This window comes from Streptomyces katrae, from assembly GCF_002028425.1.
GTDB classification, from domain to species: domain Bacteria; phylum Actinomycetota; class Actinomycetes; order Streptomycetales; family Streptomycetaceae; genus Streptomyces; species Streptomyces katrae_A.
The window spans coordinates 6,842,164-6,860,403 of record NZ_CP020042.1 but is presented as its reverse complement, the minus strand read 5'-3'; the positions used below and the strand labels follow the sequence as shown (position 1 = coordinate 6,860,403).

Sequence of the window (18,240 nt, the reverse complement as noted above, 5' to 3'; positions counted from 1 at the left end):
CGATCATGGGCGGGCGCCGGGCCACCAGCCGGGCGTTCCCGCCGTCCCGGCCATCCGCCCAGGAGGTACGTGTGTCCGTCGCGTCGAGTTCTGCTTCCGGGAGCACGGAGGTCCCGCTCCTGGAGGAGACGATCGGGGACAACCTCGACCGGACCGCGCGGACCTTCCCCGGCCGCGACGCCCTCGTGGACGTGGCCGCGGGCCGCCGCTGGACCTACCGGGAGCTGGCCGCCGACGTGGACGCCCTCGCCCTCGGGCTGCTGGACCTCGGGATCGTCCAGGGGGACCGCGTCGGCATCTGGGCGCCCAACCGCGGCGAGTGGACGCTCGTGCAGTACGCCACCGCGAAGATCGGGGCCATCCTGGTCACGGTCAACCCGGCGTACCGCTCGCACGAGCTGGAGTACGTGCTGAACCAGTCCGGGATCCGGCTGCTGGTCGCGGCGGAGCGCTTCAAGGCCTCCGACTACGCGGGGATGGTCGAGGAGGTCCGGCCCCGCTGCCCCGACCTGGAGTTCACGGTCCTGTTCGACGGGCCGCAGTGGGAGTCCCTGCTGGAGCGCGGGCGCCACGGGGATCCCGCGGTGCTGGCGCGGGCCCGGGCGGGCCTGCACCCGGACGACCCGATCAACATCCAGTACACCTCGGGCACCACGGGCTTCCCGAAGGGCGCCACCCTCTCCCACCGCAACATCCTCAACAACGGGTTCTTCGTGGGCGAGCTGTGCGGCTACACCGAGGCGGACCGGGTGTGCGTACCGGTGCCCTTCTACCACTGCTTCGGCATGGTCATGGGCGCACTGGCCTGCACGAGCCACGGCGCGGCGATGGTGATCCCGGCGCCGTCCTTCGACCCGGGCGCCACCCTGGCGGCGGTCGAGGCAGAGGCCTGCACCTCGTTGTACGGGGTGCCCACCATGTTCATCGCCGAGCTGGCCGCGCCCGGCTTCGACGGCTACGACCTGTCGAGCCTGCGGACGGGGATCATGGCGGGCTCGCCGTGCCCGGTGGAGGTGATGAACGAGGTCATCGAGCGGATGGGGATGACCGAAGTGTCCATCTGTTACGGCATGACGGAGACCTCGCCGGTGTCCACGCAGACCCGCGCGGACGACTCGGTCGAGCGGCGGGTTTCCACCGTCGGGCGGGTGGGCCCGCACCTGGAGGTCAAGGTGGTGGATCCGGCGACGGGCCGGACGGTCCCCCGCGGCACCCCGGGCGAGCTGTGCACCCGCGGCTACTCGGTGATGATCGGTTACTGGGGGGAGCCGGACAAGACCGCCGAGGCCGTGGACCGGGAGGGCTGGATGCACACCGGCGACCTCGCGGTCATGGACGCCGACGGCTACCTGAGCATCACCGGGCGGATCAAGGACATGGTGATCCGGGGCGGTGAGAACCTCTACCCGCGCGAGATCGAGGAGTTCCTGCACGCCCACCCGGACGTCCTCGACGTCCAGGTCGTCGGCGTCCCCGACGCCAAGTACGGGGAGGAGCTGATGGCCTGGGTGCGGATGCGGGAGGGGGCCGAGCCGCTGACCGCCGAGTCGGTGCGCGCGTACTGCGAAGGCCGGCTCGCCCACTTCAAGATCCCGCGCTACGTGCACGTGGTGGACGAGTTCCCCATGACCGTCACGGGCAAGATCCGCAAGGTGGAGATGCGCGCGATGGCCACCCGCCTGCTGGAGCAGGGCTGAGGAGCTAGCAGGAGTAGCGGGAGCGGTCGGCGCGGAACTCGTCCCAGGTCCACAGGAGCTGGCGGCGGGCCATGACGCCGACCGCGTGGCGGCGGTACCGCGCGGTGCCGCGGACGTCGTCGATGGGGTTGCAGGAGGCGGCCGCGAGGTCGCCGAACTGCTTCACCACCGAGGGGCCGAGGGCCGTACGGGAGTCCCAGAGGCCCTCCTCCGCCAGCACCGCCTCCAGGAACTCCTCGGCGGCGCGGGCCCGGACCGGGGTGGGGGCGGCCGAGCCGATGCCGGTGCGGACCGAGCGGGTGCGCGGGTGGAGGGCCAGGCCGAAGGCGCACACGGCGATGACCATCGCGTTGCGGGTGCCCACCTTGGAGAACTGCTGGGGGCCGTCGGCGACGGGGACGCGGATGGTCTTGATCAGTTCGTCGGGGGCGAGGGCGTTGCGTTTGACACCGGTGTAGAACGCGTCGACCGGGATCATGCGCGTGCCGCGTACGGACTCGGCCTCGACCTCGGCGCCGGCGGCGAGCAGCGCCGGGTGGGCGTCCCCGGCGGGCGAGGCGCAGCCCAGGTTGCCGCCGACGCTGCCGCGGTTGCGGATCTGCGGGGAGGCGACGGTGCGCGAGGCGAGCGCGAGGCCGGGCAGGGGGCCGCGAAGCTCCTCGATGATCCGGGTGTAGGGGACGCAGGCGCCCAGGCGGACGGCGTCCCCGTCGGTCTCCCATGCCTGGAGGAGGGCGATCCGGTTGAGGTCCAGGAGGTACTCGGGCCTGCGGAGGTCGAAGTTGATCTCGACCATCACATCGGTGCCTCCGGCGATCGGCACGGCCGACGGGTGTTCCGCCTTGGCGGCGAGCGCCTCCCGCCACTGCGCGGGGCGAAGGAATTCCATGTCCGCCTCTCAGTCCTCGTACGGTTCCCTGTCCTCGTCGCCCGCCCGGCCGAGCCGGGCGAGGACGAGGACCGTGTCGTCGGTCGCCCCGTCGGGCAGCAGGGCCGCCAGGATCCGGTCGGCCTCCTGCTCCAGCGGTCCGGCCGCCCGGGCCAGTTCGGCGCGCAGGGCGTCGAGGCCCGCGTCGATGTCCCGGCCGCGCGTCTCGACCAGGCCGTCGGTGTACAGGGCCAGGACGGCCCCGTCGGGCAGTTCGGTCCGGGTGGAGCGAAAGGGGACGCCGCCGACCCCGAGCGGGACGCCGAGGACGTCCCCGAGGGTTTCGACCGTGCCGTCGGGGTGGCGCACCAGCGGCGGCGGGTGACCGGCGTTGGCGATGCGGGCACGGCCGGTGCGGGGGTCGTAGACGACGTAGAGGCAGGTGGCCAGTTCGATGCCCGACTCCTGGGCGGCCGCGTCCAGTTCGGCGAGCAGCCCCTGCGGCTCCGGGCTGTGGCGGGCCAGGGCGCGGGCGGTGATGCGCAGCCGGCCCATGGAGGCGGCGGCCGGCACGCCGTGTCCCATGACGTCGCCGACGACGAGGGCCACCCGGCCGTCGGGCAGGGCGATCACGTCGTACCAGTCGCCGCCGACCTCGATGGCGCGGCTGCCCGGCAGGTAGCGGTGGGCGACGCTCACGTGCGCGGTCGTGTCCGGGGAGGTGGGCAGCAGGGCGCGCTGCAGGGTGAGGGAGATGTCCTGGACCCTGCTGTAGAGGCGGGCGTTGTCCAGGCACAGGGCGGCGCGGGAGGCGAGTTCGCCGGCGAGGCCGAGGTCCTGGTCGGTGAAGGCGGGACGGTCGGCGGAGCGGCCGAAGACGGCGAAGCCCTGGACGACGCCGCGGGCGATGAGCGGGGCGATCAGCACGCAGCCCAGGCCGCTGTCGAGGAGCCGGCGGGCGCGCTCGTGGTCGCCGACGGTCCGGGCCGCGAACTCCTCGTCGACGACGACCCGGATCGGGCGGCCGGTGCTCAGCATGCGGTGGATGCTGGAGCCCGGCGGGTACGTCACCCGGTCCAGGGCGGACACCAGCTCGGGGGCGGGCGGCGGCAGGACGGTTCCGGCGGCGATCCGGCGGGTGACCAGCGGGAGGTCCGGGTCGAAGGCCTCGGAGGGGGACGTCCACTCGACCATCTCCACCACGGAGCCGTCGCAGAACTCGGGCATGGTGGCCTCGACCAGCTCGCGGGCGGTGGTGTCCACGTCCAGGGTGGTGCCGATGCGGGCGCTGGCCCGGTCCAGCAGGGCCAGGCGCCGGCGGGCGGCGGTGGCCTCCAGCAGGGCCCGCTCGCGGTCGGTGACGTCGACCAGCAGGCCACCGACGCCGGGCCGGCTGCCGGCCGTCCCGCTGAGCGGGAAGAGGCTGACGGCGCGCACCTGGTCCACGTCGGGGCGGCCGGGCGTGCGCATCGGGACCAGGACACCGACCAGCGGGCGGCCCTCGTCGGCCACGGCGCGCAGCATCCGCCGGAACTCGCCGCCGTCGGCGGTGATCATGATCTCGGCGGTGTCGCGGCCGAGGTGGTCGGCGACGGGGATGCCGTCCATGTCGGCCAGGGCCTGGTTGAGGTGGACGTAGCGCAGCTCCTCGTCGAGCATCACCAGGCCGATGGGGCAGGTCTCGAAGAGGGCGTCGAGGAAGGCCAGGTTGGTCTTGACCCGGTCGAGTTCCTCGCCCCTGCTGGCCAGCGCGATGACCACCGTGCCGTCGGGGTCGGCGCTGCCGCCGGCGCTCCCGGTCACGGGGAAGACGCGGAACCCGCAGTCCAGGACGGTGCCGTCGCGGTGCAGGACGGGCAGCCGGACCCGCCAGTAGCCCAGCGCCAGGGCCCGCTCGACCAGTCTCTCGGCCGGGCCGGGTCCCTCGGCGGGGGCGGGGAAGAGGGCCGCGGCGGGCCGGGAGAGCGCGGTGCCGGCCTCGTACCCGAAGAGGTCCTGCGCGCCCGGGCCCCAGTAACGGACCCGCCCGGCCGTGTCGAGGCCGAGGACGGCGACGGGCACGTGCTCCAGCAGGGACCCCGGCTCCGACGGGATCGGCCCGGGTGCCCGCGCGCCCCCCGGCTGGTCCGACGGCACGAGTGGCCTCCTCTGCCCGGGGCACGCCGTGGCCGCCCGCCCACGCGGCGGAGGCCCCCTCCATTCTGCGCGTCCTCACCCGGCACGGCCCCCGGGACGCGCGGTGCGTGCCGGGGGCGCGGGACGACCCGGGCCGGGGGGGACCTGCCCGGGCGTCCGCTACCGGGCCCCGGCGGGGCCGCCGCGGCGGGGCTCAGCCCTGGGCGAGCGGGGTGTTCGCGGTGGGGGTGCCGTCGGTGCCGGAGAGGGTCACCGCGTGGCGGACGCCGTCCGGGCCCAGCACCACGGCCTGCCAGGCGCTGCCGCCGCCCTGCTGGGGGACCGCCCGCAGGGCCTCGACCTTGCCGCCGGGCACGGTCGCGGCCGCCTTCTGCGCCGCCTGGTCGATGGGCAGGGCGGGCAGCGGGACGGGAGCCCCCGCACGCTTCTTCGCGGACTCCCCGCGCGCGCCGGCGGCCCCGTCGCGGACCTTCGGGTCCCTCGGGTGGGGGCGCTCGCCCTTGGGTCCGTGGCCGCCGCCGTGACCGCCCTCGTGGTCGGGCGCGGACCAGCCCGGGCGGCCGTCCTTCGCCATCGGCTCGTGGTGCCCGTGGTGGTGGCCCGCGACCGCCACGGCCGCGGCCCCGCCGCCCACGATCACCGCGGCGGCCGCCCCGGCCACCGCCCAGCGCGCGCCCGCGCCACGGGGCACCACACGGCCCACGCGGGCGAGGCGGCCCTTGCGCTTGGCCGGGCCCTCACCGGCCACGGCCTCGGGCTCCGGTCCGGAGGTCTGCTCGGGCTGCGGGAAGGACTCTGACATGGCGGGACTCCTCGGAAGACCGCCGGGCACCGCACCCGGCTCGTCGCAGAGCCTGCCGAGGCGATGCTGAAGCCCACCTGAAGCCCGCTGAAGACCTCTTCAGCAAGCCGCCGGCCGGGCCTGAGACCCTGGTCGGCATGCGCGTACTGGTGGTGGAGGACGAACGGCGGCTGGCCGCCGCCCTGCAGCGGGGCCTGCAGTCCGAGGGGTTCACGGTGGACGTGGCCCACGACGGCCCGCAGGGGCTGTGGCTGGCCTGCGAGCACGACTACGACCTGATCGTGCTCGACATCATGCTGCCCGGCCTCAACGGCTACCGGGTGTGCGCCCGGCTGCGCGCGGCCGGCAACGAGGCCGGGATCCTGATGCTCACCGCGAAGGACGGCGAGTACGACGAGGCGGAGGCCCTGGACACCGGCGCCGACGACTTCCTCTCCAAGCCGTTCTCCTACCTCGTCCTGGTCGCCCGGCTGCGCGCGCTGGGCCGGCGCACGGGCCGCCGCGGCCCGCAGGCCCTGCTCCTCGGCGACCTCCTGCTGGACCCGGCCCGCCACCTGTGCTCGCGCGGGGAGACGGAGATACGGCTGACGGCGAGGGAGTTCGCGGTGCTGGAGTACCTGGCCCGGCGGCCCGGCGAGGTGGTGCCCAAGCGGGAGATCCTGGAGCAGGTGTGGGACAGCGCCTTCGACGGCGATCCGAACGTGGTCGAGGTGCACGTCAGCGCGGTGCGCCGGAAGATCGACGCCCCGTTCGGCCGGTCCGCCCTGGAGACCGTGCGGGGCGTCGGGTACCGGCTGGCGGCCGACGGTGGCTGACGTCGCGGGGCGCGGCCCCCGCTCCCTGAAGACGCTGCCGCGCCGGCTGCGGTCGCGCCTGCGCGGGCTGCGGCCCGTCACCGTCCGCGCGCGGGCCACCGCGGGCGCCGTCGCCGTGGTGGCCGTCGCCCTGGCCGTGGCCTCGGTCGCGCTGCTCGGGCTGCTGCGGGCCGGCATGCTGCGCAACGCCGAGCGCGACGCCGAGGAGCAGGCGGTGGCCATCGCGCAGCTCGCGGCCGGCGGCCGCCTCGACCGGATGCGGGCACCCCTGCACGGCACCGACTTCGTCCAGGTGGTCAACGCCCGCGGCCGGGTGCTGCGCGCGACCCCGAACCTGGCCGGCCTGCCCGCGCTGGGACCCGCCGCCGGGGCCCGGCGCCCGGGCACGCTGTTCCACACCTGGCGGATCCGCCCGCTCGGCGGCGAGCACCGCCAGCGGGTGGTCGAGGTCACCACGCAGACGCCCGACGGCCTGGTCTCCGTCTACGTCGGGACCTCGCTGCGGGACGTCGACGCCGCCGACGACACCACCACCGCCGCGCTCGTCGTCGGCGGGCCGCTGCTGCTGGCGCTCGTGGCTCTGGTGACCTGGCGGGTCACCGGCCGCGCGCTGCGGCCCGTCGAGGCGATCCGCGCCGAGGTCGCCGAGATCAGCGACCGCGACCTGCACCGCCGCGTCCCGGTGCCGCCCACCGGGGACGAGGTGGCCCGGCTGGCCCGGACGATGAACACCACCCTGGACCGGCTGGAGTCCTCCGGGACCCGCCAGCGCCAGTTCATCGCCGACGCCTCGCACGAACTGCGCAGCCCGCTGACCGTGCTGCGCACCCAGCTGGAGGTGGCGCTGGCGGTCCGGGACCCCGAGCTGTGGCCGGAGCTGATCAGTGGGGCGCTGGAGGACACCGACCGGCTGGAGCGGCTCTGCTCCGACCTGCTCCTGCTCGCCCGTATCGACGCGGCCCAGCCCGCCGCGTCCGTCCCGCTGGACCTGGGCGGCCTGGTGCGGGACGCGGTGGACGCGCGGCTGGGCGACCGGGTGCCCGTGCGCGTCCGGGCCGGGGACGGGGTCGTGGTGGAGGGCAGCGAGCTGTGGCTGAGCCGGGTGGTGACCAACCTGCTGGACAACGCCCAGCGGTTCGCCGCCGGGCGGGTGGAGCTCGCGCTGCGCACCTCGGGCCCGCCGGACGCGCGGACCGCCGTCCTGGAGGTGTGCGACGACGGGCCCGGCATCCCGGCCGCCGACCGGGAGCGGGTCTTCGAACGGTTCACCCGGCTCGACGACGCCCGCAGCCGCGACCACGGCGGCGCCGGCCTCGGGCTGGCCATCGCCCGCGACCTGGCCGCCCATCACGGGGGCACGCTGACGGCCGAGCCCTCCCCCGCCGGCGCCCGCCTGGTGCTCCGCCTCCCGGTGCTGCCGCCCGGTGCCGGGGTGCACTGACCGGGCGGACCGACGGGGCGCACTGACGGGGCGTCCCCTCGCGCGGGGCTTCAGGACCGGACCATCCTCCATTCCACACCTGCCATCCATATGGCTGTTTCCACAAGCATCTGCAAGGCCGTGTACGAACGGGCCCTCGTGGATGCAGGATGCATCCATGAATGTACGCACTCAGGACGGCAGCGCCGGGGACGTCGATTACGGAGCCATCGGCTCCGGCTGTTCCTCGTTCCGGCGGCCCGACACCCGTATCGCGCGCTTCATCGCCGAGGCCCTGGGCGACGCCCGCACGGTCCTCAACGTCGGCGCCGGCGCCGGATCGTACGAGAACGCGGCCCGCGAGGTGACCGCGGTCGAGCCCTCGCGGTCCATGCGCCTCCGTCGGCCGGCCCGGCTGGTGCGCGCCGTCGACGCCGTCGCCGAGGACCTGCCCTTCGCGGACGGCGCGTTCGACGCGGCGATGACCCTGTTCAGCGTGCACCAGTGGAGCGACGTCACCAGGGGCCTGCGCGAGATGCGGCGGGTCACCCGGGGACCGGTGGTCGTGCTCACCTGCGCCCCGTCGCTGGTCCGCGACTTCTGGCTGTACGAGTACGCGCCGGAGGTCCTGGACACCGAGGCCCGGCGCTACCCGCGCGTGGAGGACATCGCGGCGGCCCTGGGCGGCACCGGCACGGTCCACACCGTGCCGGTCCCGCTGGACTGCACCGACGGCTTCAACGAGGCCTACTACGGGCGTCCCGAGATGCTCCTCGACCCGGCCGCCCGCCAGGCCTGCTCGGCGTGGAGCTTCGTCGACGACGGGGTGCGGGAGCGCTTCGACGAGAGCCTGCGCCGCGACCTGGCCTCCGGCGCCTGGGACGCCCGCCACGGCCACCTGCGGACGCAGAGCACGTACGAGGGCTCGCTGGTCCTGGTCCGCGCGACCCCGGAACCCGCCTGAGCCGGACGCTTCCCGGGGCGCCCCGGCCCTCCTGACGGGACCCTGACGCCCCGGGCACGGTTCCTTACGGGCTTCTGACGGCCCGTCGGCCCGGACCTGCCGTTGAATGGAGCCCGGACACGGCCCGCCGGACCCCGGCGGGCGGGCGGCTGGGGAGGAGCGGCGGTGCGGCGACGCGTGGTGGCGGGTGTGAGCGGCAGCCCGGGGAGCCTGACGGCCCTGCACCGGGCCGCCGTCGAGGCCCGGCTGCGGGGGGCGGAGCTGTGGGCGGTACTGGCCTGGCAGGCTCCGGGCGGGGGCCTGGGCAGCCGTACCTCCTGCGTGTGCTCGCCCCTGCCCGAGTGCCGCGCGGCGGCGGTCGAGCGGCTGCGGGAGGCCCTGGACGCGGCCTTCGGAGCGGGCGGACCGGGCGTCACCCTGGCCGGGCAGGCGGTCCGGGGCCTGCCGGGGGCCGCGCTGGTCGACGCCGTACGGGACGGCGAGGACCTGCTGGTGGTCGGCGCCGGACCGCGCGGCGGGCTGCTGGGCGCCCTGCGGCCGTCGGTGGCCCGGTACTGCCTGGCGCACGCGCCGTGCCCCGTCCTCACGGTGCCCCCGAGCCCGCTGGAGGCCGAACTGCACGCCGTACGGCGGCGCAACGCCTGGAGGATCCCGCTGGACGCACGGGAGCTGGACGCACGGGAACCGCGGCCCTGACCCCGGGGCCGGCCGCACCGGAAGCCGGCGGGCGATTGTCCGATTCGCGCCCGGTCATCACGCGGGGGAAACGCTAGGATCACGCCGTGGTCACAGCCCGGTCCCCCCGCACTCCGCGGGCCCGCTCGTCGGCGGGCCTGTCGCAGCTGCTCGGGCTGGCCCTGCTGCTCCTGGCCCTGGTCTGCGCCCACGGCACGGGCGGCTCCCACAGCACGACCGACCACTCCACCGCCCGGACCACGGACACGGCCCCGGCCGCCACAGCCCGGACCACCACCGCACGTGCGGCGCGCACCACTTCCCGCACCGACACCACACCCCGGACCCGCACACCACGGGCCGACGCCACGCCTCCGGCCGACGCCGACGCCACCGCCACCGCCACCGCCACCGCCACCGCCACCGCCACCGCCACCGGCGGCATCGCCCCGCGTGCGGACGCCACGGACACGTCGGGCGACACGCCTGCGGCCCCCGCCACCGTCGGCGTCGTGACGCAGGCCGGCACCGCGGACCCCGCAGGGGCCTCCGCCCCGGCCGGGACCGCCGCCGGGCGGCACGACCCCGCGCACCCGGTGCACGAGTGCGCGCCCCTGCCGCCACGGGCCGGCCACGCCGTCGACGCCCCGCCCGCCCCGGCGTCCCCCGTCGCGCACTGCGCCCCGGCGGACGTACCCCGCGGCCCCGAGGCGGCCCGCGCGGGCGCGAGCGCCGCCGGCACCGTCCCGCCGCTCACGGGAAGCTCCGCCGTCCTGCGCGTATAGGCCGGGATCACGCCGCCGGCACCCCCGCACGCCCAGCCGTGCCGCCCGGGTGCCGTCCCCCCGCGATCCCGCCGCCGCTCCCGCCCCTCCCGGGCCGAGGGGCGCCCGCCGCACGGAGGAACTGTGCCCGCCCATCCCCCCACCCGCCCGGCTCGCCCCGGTACGACCGGGTTCGGGGCGCTGCTCGTCAGCCTGCTCGGCGCCCTGCTCTTCGCCTCCCTCTCCTGCGCCTCCCTGACGCACCCGCACGTCGCGGACGGCTCGTCAGCCGCTCAAACCGTGCTCCAGCCCGGACCCACGGGCGCTGAAGGACACCGGCACCCCGACCCGGCCCACGGCTTCGGCCGCTCCCCCTCCGACCCGGCCCCTTCCACCCGCTCCGGCACCCCCCTGCCCGTCGGCCGGGCCCGGTACCAGGCGGCCCCGGGGCCCGTGACCGCCGGCGCCGCGGGTCCCGCCCGGGCCCGCTGCGGACGTTCCACGCTGACCGCCGTCTGCCGATGGCGGCTCTAGACCGCTCCCGTGAGCCCGTTCACCGAGGCTGCGCACGCCCCACGGGGAACCCCGCCCTGCCACGGCACGACTCTTCCCGAGAGCTATCTCCGACGCACCCATCACACGAGAGCGGAACCATGCATTCTTCGGCCACCGACGTCACTCCTCCCGTCCGCACCACCCTCTCCGGGCTGGTCGGCAACACCCCCCTGCTGCGCGTCTCCGAGCCCCTGTCCCCGGCGGGGCGCGGCTTCTGGGCGAAGCTGGAGGGCTTCAATCCCGGCGGCATCAAAGACCGCCCCGGCCTGCACATGGTCGAACGTGCCCGCGCCCGGGGGGACCTGGAGCCGGGAGCCCGCATCATCGAGTCCACCAGCGGCACCCTGGGCCTCGGCCTGGCCCTGGCGGGCATGGTCTACGGACACCCCGTCACCCTGGTCACCGACCCCGGCCTGGAGCCGTCCATGACCCGGCTGCTGACCGCGTACGGGGCCCGGGTCGACGTCGTCTGCGAACCCCACCCGGCCGGCGGCTGGCAGCAGGCGCGCCGGGACCGGGTCACCGAACTGCTGGGGCAGCACCCCGGCTCCTGGTGCCCGGACCAGTACAACAACCCGGACAACACCACCGCCTACACCCCGCTCGCCCTCGAACTGGCCACCGAACTCGGCCACATCGACGTCCTGGTGTGCAGCGTCGGCACCGGCGGCCACTCGGCGGGCGTCTCGCGCGCCCTGCGGCAGCTCTACCCGGACCTGAAGGTGGTGGGCGTGGACACCGTCGGCTCCACCATCTTCGGCCAGCCCGCCCGCACCCGGCTGATGCGCGGCCTGGGCTCCAGCATCTACCCCCGCAACGTGGCCTACGAGCAGTTCTCCGAGGTCCACTGGGTCGCCCCGGGAGAGGCCGTGTGGACCTGCCGCGAGCTGGCCTCCTCCCACTACGCCACCGGCGGCTGGAGCGTCGGCGCGGTCGCCCTGGTCGCCGGATGGCTGGCCCGCACCCTCCCCCCGGAGGCCCGGATCGCGGCCGTCTTCCCCGACGGGCCCCAGCGCTACCTCGGCACCGTCTACGACGACGACTACTGCGCCGCCCACGGCCTGCTCGACTCCCCGCCGGCGCCGGAGCCCGACAGGATCGGACGGCTGGACGAGAAGGAGGTCACGCGGTGGACCCGCTGCACCTCCGTGGTCGACCCGCTCACCCTGGCCGCGGCGGAGGTGTCGGCCTGATGAAGGGCACCCTCGCACAGGTCCGCACGTACGAGCGCAGCGTCCGGCTGCTGATGGTGAACCAGTTCACCATCAACCTCGGCTTCTACATGCTCATGCCCTACCTGGCCACCCATCTGGCCGGGCCGCTCGGGCTGGCGGGCTGGACGGTCGGGCTGATCCTCGGCGTCCGCAACTTCAGCCAGCAGGGCATGTTCCTCGTCGGGGGCACCCTCGCCGACCGGCTCGGCTACAAGCCGATGATCGTCGCGGGGCTGGTGCTGCGCGTCGCCGGGTTCGCCACGCTCGGCCTGGTGGACTCTGTGCCCGCGCTGGTCGCCGCCTCCGCCGCGACGGGCCTGGCCGGGGCCCTGTTCAACCCGGCCAGCCGCGCCTACCTGGCGGCCGACGCGGGCGAGCGCCGGGTCGAGGCCTTCGCCCTGTTCAACGTCTTCTACCAGGCCGGGATCCTGCTGGGCCCCCTGGTCGGCATGGTGCTGACGGGCGTGGACTTCCGCGTCACCTGCCTGGTGGCCGCCGGGATCTTCGCGGTGCTGAGCCTGGTGCAGATCCGGGCCCTGCCGCAGCGGCGCGGCGAGGTCTCCCCGGCGCAACGCGCCCCGGAACAGCGGGAAGGGGTGCTGGCGCAGTGGCGCGGGATCCTGCGCAACCGGCCGTTCCTGCTGTTCTCGGTGGCGATGATCGGCTCGTACGTGATGACCTTCCAGGTGTACATGGCACTGCCGCTGGAGGTCCGCCGGATCGGCGGCGAGGGCCGGTTCGCCTCCGCGGCGGTGGCGGTGCTGTTCGCCGTCTCCGGCCTGAGCACGATCCTCTTCCAGACCCGGGTCACCGCCTGGTGCAAGGCCAGGATGGAGCCGGGACGGGCCCTGGCCTGGGGGCTGTTCGCCATGGGCGCGGCCTTCCTGCCGCTGCTGGCCGCCACGGCGCTGCCGGCGCCGGAGTCGGTGACGGGGACGCGGCTGCTCGCGGCGGTGCCGCCGGCGCTGTCGGCGCTGCTGCTGGCCGTGGGGACGATGATCGCCTACCCCTTCGAGATGGACACCATCGTCCGCCTCTCCGGGGACCGCCTGGTCGCCACGCACTACGGGCTGTACAACACCGTCTGCGGGGTGGGCATCGCGCTGGGGAACCTGCTCACGGGGGCGGCGCTGGACGCGGCCCGCGCGGCGGGGATGTCGGCCCTGCCCTGGCTGGCGCTGTTCGCGCTCGGACTCGGCTGCACCGCCGCGCTGTACGGGCTGCACCGCACGGGCCGCCTGGCCGCGCCGGCCCCGCTGCCCCGGGAGGCCGTGCCCGCCTGAGGCCTCCGGCGCCCCGGCAGGACTCCCCCGCCGGGGCGCCGTCCGGCTCCTGGACCGGATCTCCGCCGTCGCGCACGGAGTACTACCCTGTGCGACGTGACGATGCAGAAGGACGCCGGGGTGAGCGTCGACGCGATGATCGAGGACCTGCGCACGCTCGTGGAGGTCGAGTCCCCGTCCCGTGACGTGGCGGCCCTCGCGGCCTCGGCGAAGGCCGTGGCCGGGATCATCGAGCACCGTCTGGGCGGCCACGCGGTGCTGGTCGAGAGCGAGGCCGGTCCGCACGTCCACTGGTCGGGCGGTGGCGAGCCGAAGGTGCTGCTCCTCGGACACCACGACACGGTGTTCCCGCTGGGCACCCTGGAGCGGCGCCCGTTCACGGTCGCCGATGGCCGGGTGACGGGCCCCGGGGTGTTCGACATGCTGGGCGGCATCGTGCAGGCGGTCCACGGGCTGGCGACCCTCGCCGACCGGTCGGGCGTAGAGATCCTGATGACCGCCGACGAGGAGGTCGGCTCCCGCTCCTCCCGGGCCCTCCTGGAGGAGCGCGCCCTGGCCTGCGGCGCCGTCCTGGTACTGGAGGGCGCCGCCGACGGCGGGGGCCTGAAGACCGGGCGCAAGGGCTGCGGCGCCTTCCAGGTGTCCATCGCCGGCCGGGCCTCCCACGCCGGGCTGGAGCCCGCGGCCGGGATCAACGCCCTGGTCGAGGCGGCCCACCAGGTGCTGGACATCACGGCGTTCGGCCGCCCCGAAGCCGGTACCACCGTCACCCCGACGGTCGCGGCCGCGGGCACCCTGGAGAACGTCGTCCCCGCGGAGGCCACGGTCGTGGTGGACGTCCGCGTGGAGTCGGCCGAGGAGCGCGAGCGCGTGGAGTCCGCCTTCGCGGGCCTGGCTCCGCACCTGCCGGGGGCGCGGATCACGGTGGAGGGGTCGATCACCCGCCCGCCGATGCCCGAGTCGGCGGCGGCCGGGCTCTTCGCCGTGGCGCAGCGGCTGCTGCCCGGCATCGAGGGCCGGGCGGTGGGCGGCGGCAGCGACGGCAACTTCACGGCGGCGCTGGGGGTTGCGACGCTGGACGGTCTGGGCGCGGTCGGCGGCGGTGCCCACGCCGATCACGAGTACCTGCTGATCGGCTCCATGGCCGAGCGGGCGCACCTCGTCGCGGGTCTGGTGGCCACGCTCCAGGACAGCTGAACCGGCAGGCGGACGCCGGGCCCGTCGTGACGGGCCCGGCGTCCGTGTGCGGCGGCCGGCGGTCGGCTGTCGGCGGCCGCCGGCGGGTCAGACGCGGTCGGCGGCGATCAGGACGTACTGGAAGGACCCGTCCCGGTAGGACTCGATGAACGCCTCCTCGATCCCGGTGACCAGCGAGGACGTGGCCCGCAGCTCCCAGTAGGGGAGGGTGTCCGGGGTCAGGTCGATCACGGCCTGGGGGACGAGGCGGTTGTCGGCCATGGCGCGCAGGTACTCGCGGCGGGAGTGGATGTTGCACTCGAAGTGGGCGTTGATCTGGGAGACCCACTTCGAGGGCTGGCCGTAGCGGGGGTTCCAGCAGCCGGTGATGGTGACGTAGCGTCCGCCCACGGCGAGGACGCGGGAGTGCTCGGCCATCAGGTCGTGCAGGTCGACGTACATGCTGGACTCGTTGTTCCAGGAACCGGCGGCCTGACCGGTCTCGAAGGGCATGTCGAGCATGTTGCAGACCCGGGAGTGAACCGATTCCTCAATGCCCAGCTCACGGGCGCGGTTGTTGCCGAAGTCGGCCTGCTTGGCGGAGAGCGTGACGCCCTCGACCTTGCAGCCGAAGCGCTGGTGGGCCATCACCATGGAGCCGCCGCGGCCGCAGCCGGCGTCCACGAGCATGTCGTCGCGGCCGATGGCGCCGAGGTGGTCCAGGAGGAGTTCGGCCTGCGCCGACTCCAGCCGGTGCAGTTCGGCCACCAGCTTCTTCTCGTACTCGCTGTCCTCGGTGTCCCCGAGGGCCGCGTGGTCGACGGCGCCGATGCCGTAGTGGTGGTGGTAAAGGCCGTCGACGTCGCCGAGGCGCAGGTTCACGGGCCTGGCCTCCTCGTTCCAGTAGCGGGCGATGTCGCCCTGGTAGGGCGTCGCGGGTGCGGGGATGAACGGGCTGGTGCTGACGGTGCTGGTCATGGAATAGGTCCCCTCGTTTACCAGAAATCGGGCAGGGTGTATCGGTAGGTGTTGGAGGCATGCCAGTAGTGGTTGCCGTCGACCCAGGCGGCCACGCCCTTCAGGAAGCGGGCCACGCGCGGGTCGGGGCAGGCCGCGGCGAGCGCGGCGGCCTCGGCCTCGAACTCGTGCATGAGGTCGTTGTGGACCTCGACCGCCTTCAGGTAGGCCTCCTTGTCGGAGAGGCCCTCCTTCTCGGCGATGACCACCGGCAGGTTCAGGTGCTTGCCGGGGCTCTTGAGTTCCTTCATGTACGAGTAGAGGTCGTTGGCGAGGGTGGTGGCGTTGCTGGCGAGCGCGATCACCCGCTGCATGGCGGGCAGCGCGTGGAGCTCCGCCGGGAGTTCGTAGCCGCCGACGGTGTCGGTGATCGTGGGGCAGGGGCGGAAGTTGTTGAACTGGCGCATCGCCAGGTACTCCCACACCTCCGGGACGTACTCGGTCGCGTCCCACGCCGCCTCGGCGAGGTACCCCATGTGCAGCCGGGACATGTCGTGCCGGTAGCGGTCCGACTGGGCAGGGGTGGCGAGCTGGGTGAAGTACGCCATCGCCGACCGGTAGGAGCGGCGGGCGGCGTCCGAGGAAAGGGACTCCTCCCACGCCGGCTGGTACTCCTGCGTCGTGTGGACCGGGTCGAGGGCGGTGTGCGCCAGGAGCAGCCGGCCGCCGACGTCGGGTGGGGTGGCGCCGTCCTCGCAGTAGGAGTCGTCGACCACGTTCTCGGCGACCATCAGCCGGGCGGCGAGCATCAGGTGGTCGACGGTGGGCGCGTCCGGGTGGCAGGCGACCATGTAGCGGCTCACGGAGAAGCCGTCGAACTGGTCCTCCCATTCCGGGGGGAACGCCTGCACCTCGTCCACGGCCCACGCCTTGATCCGCCGGCTGAGCTCCGCCACGCGGACGGGGTCGGGTTCGGGTACCGGGTGGTGGTAGAGGCCGGGGATCGGCCGGCTGGCCGCCGGCGCCGGGGGCTCGGCGGCGGCCGGGGTTTCGGCGGCGGCCGGGGTTTCCTCGGTCCGGGTCCAGTGCAGGCTGACCGTGCCCAGGCCGCTCGGGCCGCGCAGGACCCGTTCCAGGGCGGCCGCCGAGTGCGCGGGCCCGGCGGGTTCCGGCGGGTGCACGGCCGGGGCCTCGGCCACCGGCGCGGCGGTTCCGAAGGGCAGCACCGGCCGGGAGGGCAGGACCGACTGCAGGGGGGAAGGCCCGGGATCGGGCATCCGTGGCTCCTTGGTGAGGTGGGTGGGCCGGCCCGGGCTCCCGGGCGTGCTCGGTCGGCCGCGGGAGGGTCCGGGCCGTGTGGCCGGCGGCGGGTCCGTCAGTCGCGCCTGCGGGCGATCTGCACGTTCTCCAGCACGCCGAGCGCGTCGGGCACGAGGATGGCGGCGGAGTAGTAGGTGGAGACCAGGTAGGAGATGATCGACCGCTCGTCGATGCCCATGAAGCGCACGGACAGGCCCGGCTCGTACTCCTCCGGCAGGCCGGTCTGGCGCAGGCCGATGACGCCCTGGTTGTCCTCGCCGGGGCGCATGGCCAGGATGGAGCTGGTGTTCTCCTTGGTGATGGGGATCTTGTTGCAGGGCAGGATCGGGACCCCGCGCCAGGCCGGCACCTGCTGTCCGCCGAGGTCGACGTGGTCCGGGTAGAGCCCGCGCGCGTTGAACTCGCGCCCGATCGCCGCGATCGTCTTCGGGTGCGCGAACAGGAAGCGGGTGCCGCGCCGGCGGCACAGGAGCTCGTCGAGGTCGTCCGGGGTGGGCGGGCCGGAGTGGGTCTGGATCCGCTGCTTGAAGTCGGCGTTGTGGAGCAGGCCGAACTCCCGGTTGTTGATCAGCTCGTGCTCCTGGCGCTCGCGCAGCGCCTCGATGGTGAGCCTGAGCTGTTCCTCGGTCTGGTTGTGCGGCCCGTTGTAGAGGTCCGCGACCCTGGTGTGGACGCGCAGGACGGTCTGCGCGACGGAGAGCTCGTACTCGCGGGGGTTGAGCTCGTAGTCCACGAAGGCGCCGGGGAGTTCGGCCTCGCCGGTGTGGCCGGCCGACATCGCGATCTCGGCCTCGCCGTGACGGTTCTGCCGCTGGAGCGGGAGGGAGCTGAACTTCCGGATGTGTTCCTGGAGGTGGGGCGCCTGGGCCAGGACGGCGGCGAACTCCGCGCGGGAGAGCGTGAGCAGGGTGCCGGGGGTGTCGGCGGTGGCGGTGTAGTCCCAGGTGGCGTCGGCGTCGAGGAGGGCGTTCTCGCCGAAGCGCTCGCCGTCGGCGAGTACGGCCACGGCCACCTCGTCGCCGTACTTGCCGACGGAGGTCTGGCTGATGCGGCCGTGGGCGATGAGGTGGATCTGGTCGGCGGGGGTGCCGCGTTCGACGAGGACCTCGCCGGCCCGGAAGTCGCGCTGGACGCAGCGGTCGGCGATGGCGGTCAGGACCTGGACGTCGTCGAAGCCGCGCAGCAGGGCGAGTTCGCCGAGCTCCTGGGGGATCACGCGGACGCTGGCGCCGTCCTGGACGAACTCGATGGTGCCGTCGCCGACGGTGTAGCTCAGGCGGCGGTTGACCCGGTAGGTGCCGCCCTTGGTCTCCACCCAGGGGAGCATCCGCAGCAGCCACCGGGAGGTGATCTCCTGCATCTGCGGGGCGGACTTGGTGGTGGTGGCAAGGTTGCGGGCGGCGGCCGTGCTGAGGCTCTGCTGCTGGGGAGGTTCCTGCAGCTGCGCTTCGGGGCTGGTGTCAATGGTCATCGGACGAGCTCTCCTTCGTAAACCGGAAAAAGAGGATGAATATCCGGGAATCCGTCCAGATCCTGAGGAACAGTAACGGCCGATCGGCCCATTGGACCTTGAAACTCCGTGGGCGTTACCTCG

General features: G+C 74.5%; 16 protein-coding genes. 10 read left to right on the top strand and 6 right to left on the bottom strand.

Annotation, left to right across the window (positions count from 1 at the left end; translation table 11 throughout):
* The first annotated feature begins 5 nt into the window (after positions 1-5).
* Positions 6-1,697, top strand: a complete 1,692-nt coding sequence (locus tag B4U46_RS31080; protein ID WP_237293390.1) for an AMP-binding protein — start codon at positions 6-8, stop codon at positions 1,695-1,697.
* 4 nt (positions 1,698-1,701) lie between these two features.
* Here B4U46_RS31080 and B4U46_RS31075 read toward each other — a convergent pair whose 3' ends face one another.
* The 3 genes from B4U46_RS31075 to B4U46_RS31065 form a co-directional block, all read right to left on the bottom strand.
* Positions 1,702-2,586, bottom strand: a complete 885-nt coding sequence (locus B4U46_RS31075) for an FAD binding domain-containing protein (protein ID WP_079430938.1) — start codon at positions 2,584-2,586, stop codon at positions 1,702-1,704.
* Positions 2,587-2,595: 9 nt separating this feature from the next.
* Positions 2,596-4,701 (bottom strand): SpoIIE family protein phosphatase, encoded by a 2,106-nt coding sequence (locus tag B4U46_RS31070; protein ID WP_079430937.1) that lies wholly within the window; start codon positions 4,699-4,701, stop codon positions 2,596-2,598.
* Between the two features lie 193 nt (positions 4,702-4,894).
* The gene (locus tag B4U46_RS31065) at positions 4,895-5,503 is read right to left on the bottom strand and encodes a hypothetical protein (RefSeq protein WP_079430936.1); all 609 of its coding nucleotides are present in this window, start codon (positions 5,501-5,503) and stop codon (positions 4,895-4,897) included.
* Positions 5,504-5,640: 137 nt separating this feature from the next.
* Between B4U46_RS31065 and B4U46_RS31060 the strand changes: the two genes are divergently transcribed.
* The 9 genes from B4U46_RS31060 to B4U46_RS31020 all read left to right on the top strand — a co-directional run bounded on the left by B4U46_RS31060 (position 5,641) and on the right by B4U46_RS31020 (position 14,390).
* A complete protein-coding gene (locus tag B4U46_RS31060) occupies positions 5,641-6,318 on the top strand; it encodes a response regulator transcription factor (protein WP_079430935.1) in 678 nt (225 codons plus the stop codon).
* A gap of 67 nt (positions 6,319-6,385) precedes the next feature.
* The gene (locus B4U46_RS31055; protein ID WP_079432103.1) at positions 6,386-7,759 is read left to right on the top strand and encodes a sensor histidine kinase; all 1,374 of its coding nucleotides are present in this window, start codon (positions 6,386-6,388) and stop codon (positions 7,757-7,759) included.
* A 157-nt stretch (positions 7,760-7,916) separates the two neighbouring features.
* The gene (locus B4U46_RS31050; protein ID WP_079430934.1) at positions 7,917-8,702 is read left to right on the top strand and encodes a class I SAM-dependent methyltransferase; all 786 of its coding nucleotides are present in this window, start codon (positions 7,917-7,919) and stop codon (positions 8,700-8,702) included.
* A gap of 165 nt (positions 8,703-8,867) precedes the next feature.
* Positions 8,868-9,398 carry a universal stress protein gene (locus B4U46_RS31045; RefSeq protein WP_079430933.1) on the top strand — a complete coding sequence of 177 codons (531 nt, stop codon included), beginning with the start codon at positions 8,868-8,870 and terminating at the stop codon, positions 9,396-9,398.
* An 86-nt stretch (positions 9,399-9,484) separates the two neighbouring features.
* A complete protein-coding gene (locus tag B4U46_RS37925; RefSeq protein WP_079430932.1) occupies positions 9,485-10,162 on the top strand; it encodes a hypothetical protein in 678 nt (225 codons plus the stop codon).
* Between the two features lie 123 nt (positions 10,163-10,285).
* Positions 10,286-10,675, top strand: coding sequence for a hypothetical protein (locus B4U46_RS31035; protein WP_079430931.1), 390 nt, complete (start codon positions 10,286-10,288; stop codon positions 10,673-10,675).
* A gap of 119 nt (positions 10,676-10,794) precedes the next feature.
* Positions 10,795-11,889 carry a PLP-dependent cysteine synthase family protein gene (locus B4U46_RS31030; protein WP_079430930.1) on the top strand — a complete coding sequence of 365 codons (1,095 nt, stop codon included), beginning with the start codon at positions 10,795-10,797 and terminating at the stop codon, positions 11,887-11,889.
* Positions 11,889-13,193: an MDR family MFS transporter gene (locus tag B4U46_RS31025; RefSeq protein ID WP_079430929.1), complete on the top strand. Its 1,305-nt coding sequence runs from the start codon at positions 11,889-11,891 to the stop codon at positions 13,191-13,193. Before B4U46_RS31030 ends, B4U46_RS31025 begins: the two co-directional genes overlap by 1 nt.
* Positions 13,194-13,295: 102 nt before the next feature.
* On the top strand, positions 13,296-14,390 hold the full coding sequence (locus B4U46_RS31020; protein ID WP_079430928.1) for a M20 family metallopeptidase: 1,095 nt from the start codon (positions 13,296-13,298) through the stop codon (positions 14,388-14,390).
* An 87-nt stretch (positions 14,391-14,477) separates the two neighbouring features.
* On the opposite strand, the gene B4U46_RS31015 is transcribed toward B4U46_RS31020, so the two are convergent.
* The 3 genes from B4U46_RS31015 to B4U46_RS31005 form a co-directional block, all read right to left on the bottom strand.
* Positions 14,478-15,347: a geranyl diphosphate 2-C-methyltransferase gene (locus B4U46_RS31015; RefSeq protein WP_079430927.1), complete on the bottom strand. Its 870-nt coding sequence runs from the start codon at positions 15,345-15,347 to the stop codon at positions 14,478-14,480.
* 17 nt (positions 15,348-15,364) lie between these two features.
* Entirely contained in the window at positions 15,365-16,603 is a 1,239-nt protein-coding gene (locus tag B4U46_RS31010) for a family 2 encapsulin nanocompartment cargo protein terpene cyclase (protein WP_079430926.1), read from the bottom strand.
* A gap of 98 nt (positions 16,604-16,701) precedes the next feature.
* On the bottom strand, positions 16,702-18,117 hold the full coding sequence (locus B4U46_RS31005; RefSeq protein WP_079430925.1) for a family 2B encapsulin nanocompartment shell protein: 1,416 nt from the start codon (positions 18,115-18,117) through the stop codon (positions 16,702-16,704).
* Positions 18,118-18,240 lie beyond the last annotated feature (123 nt).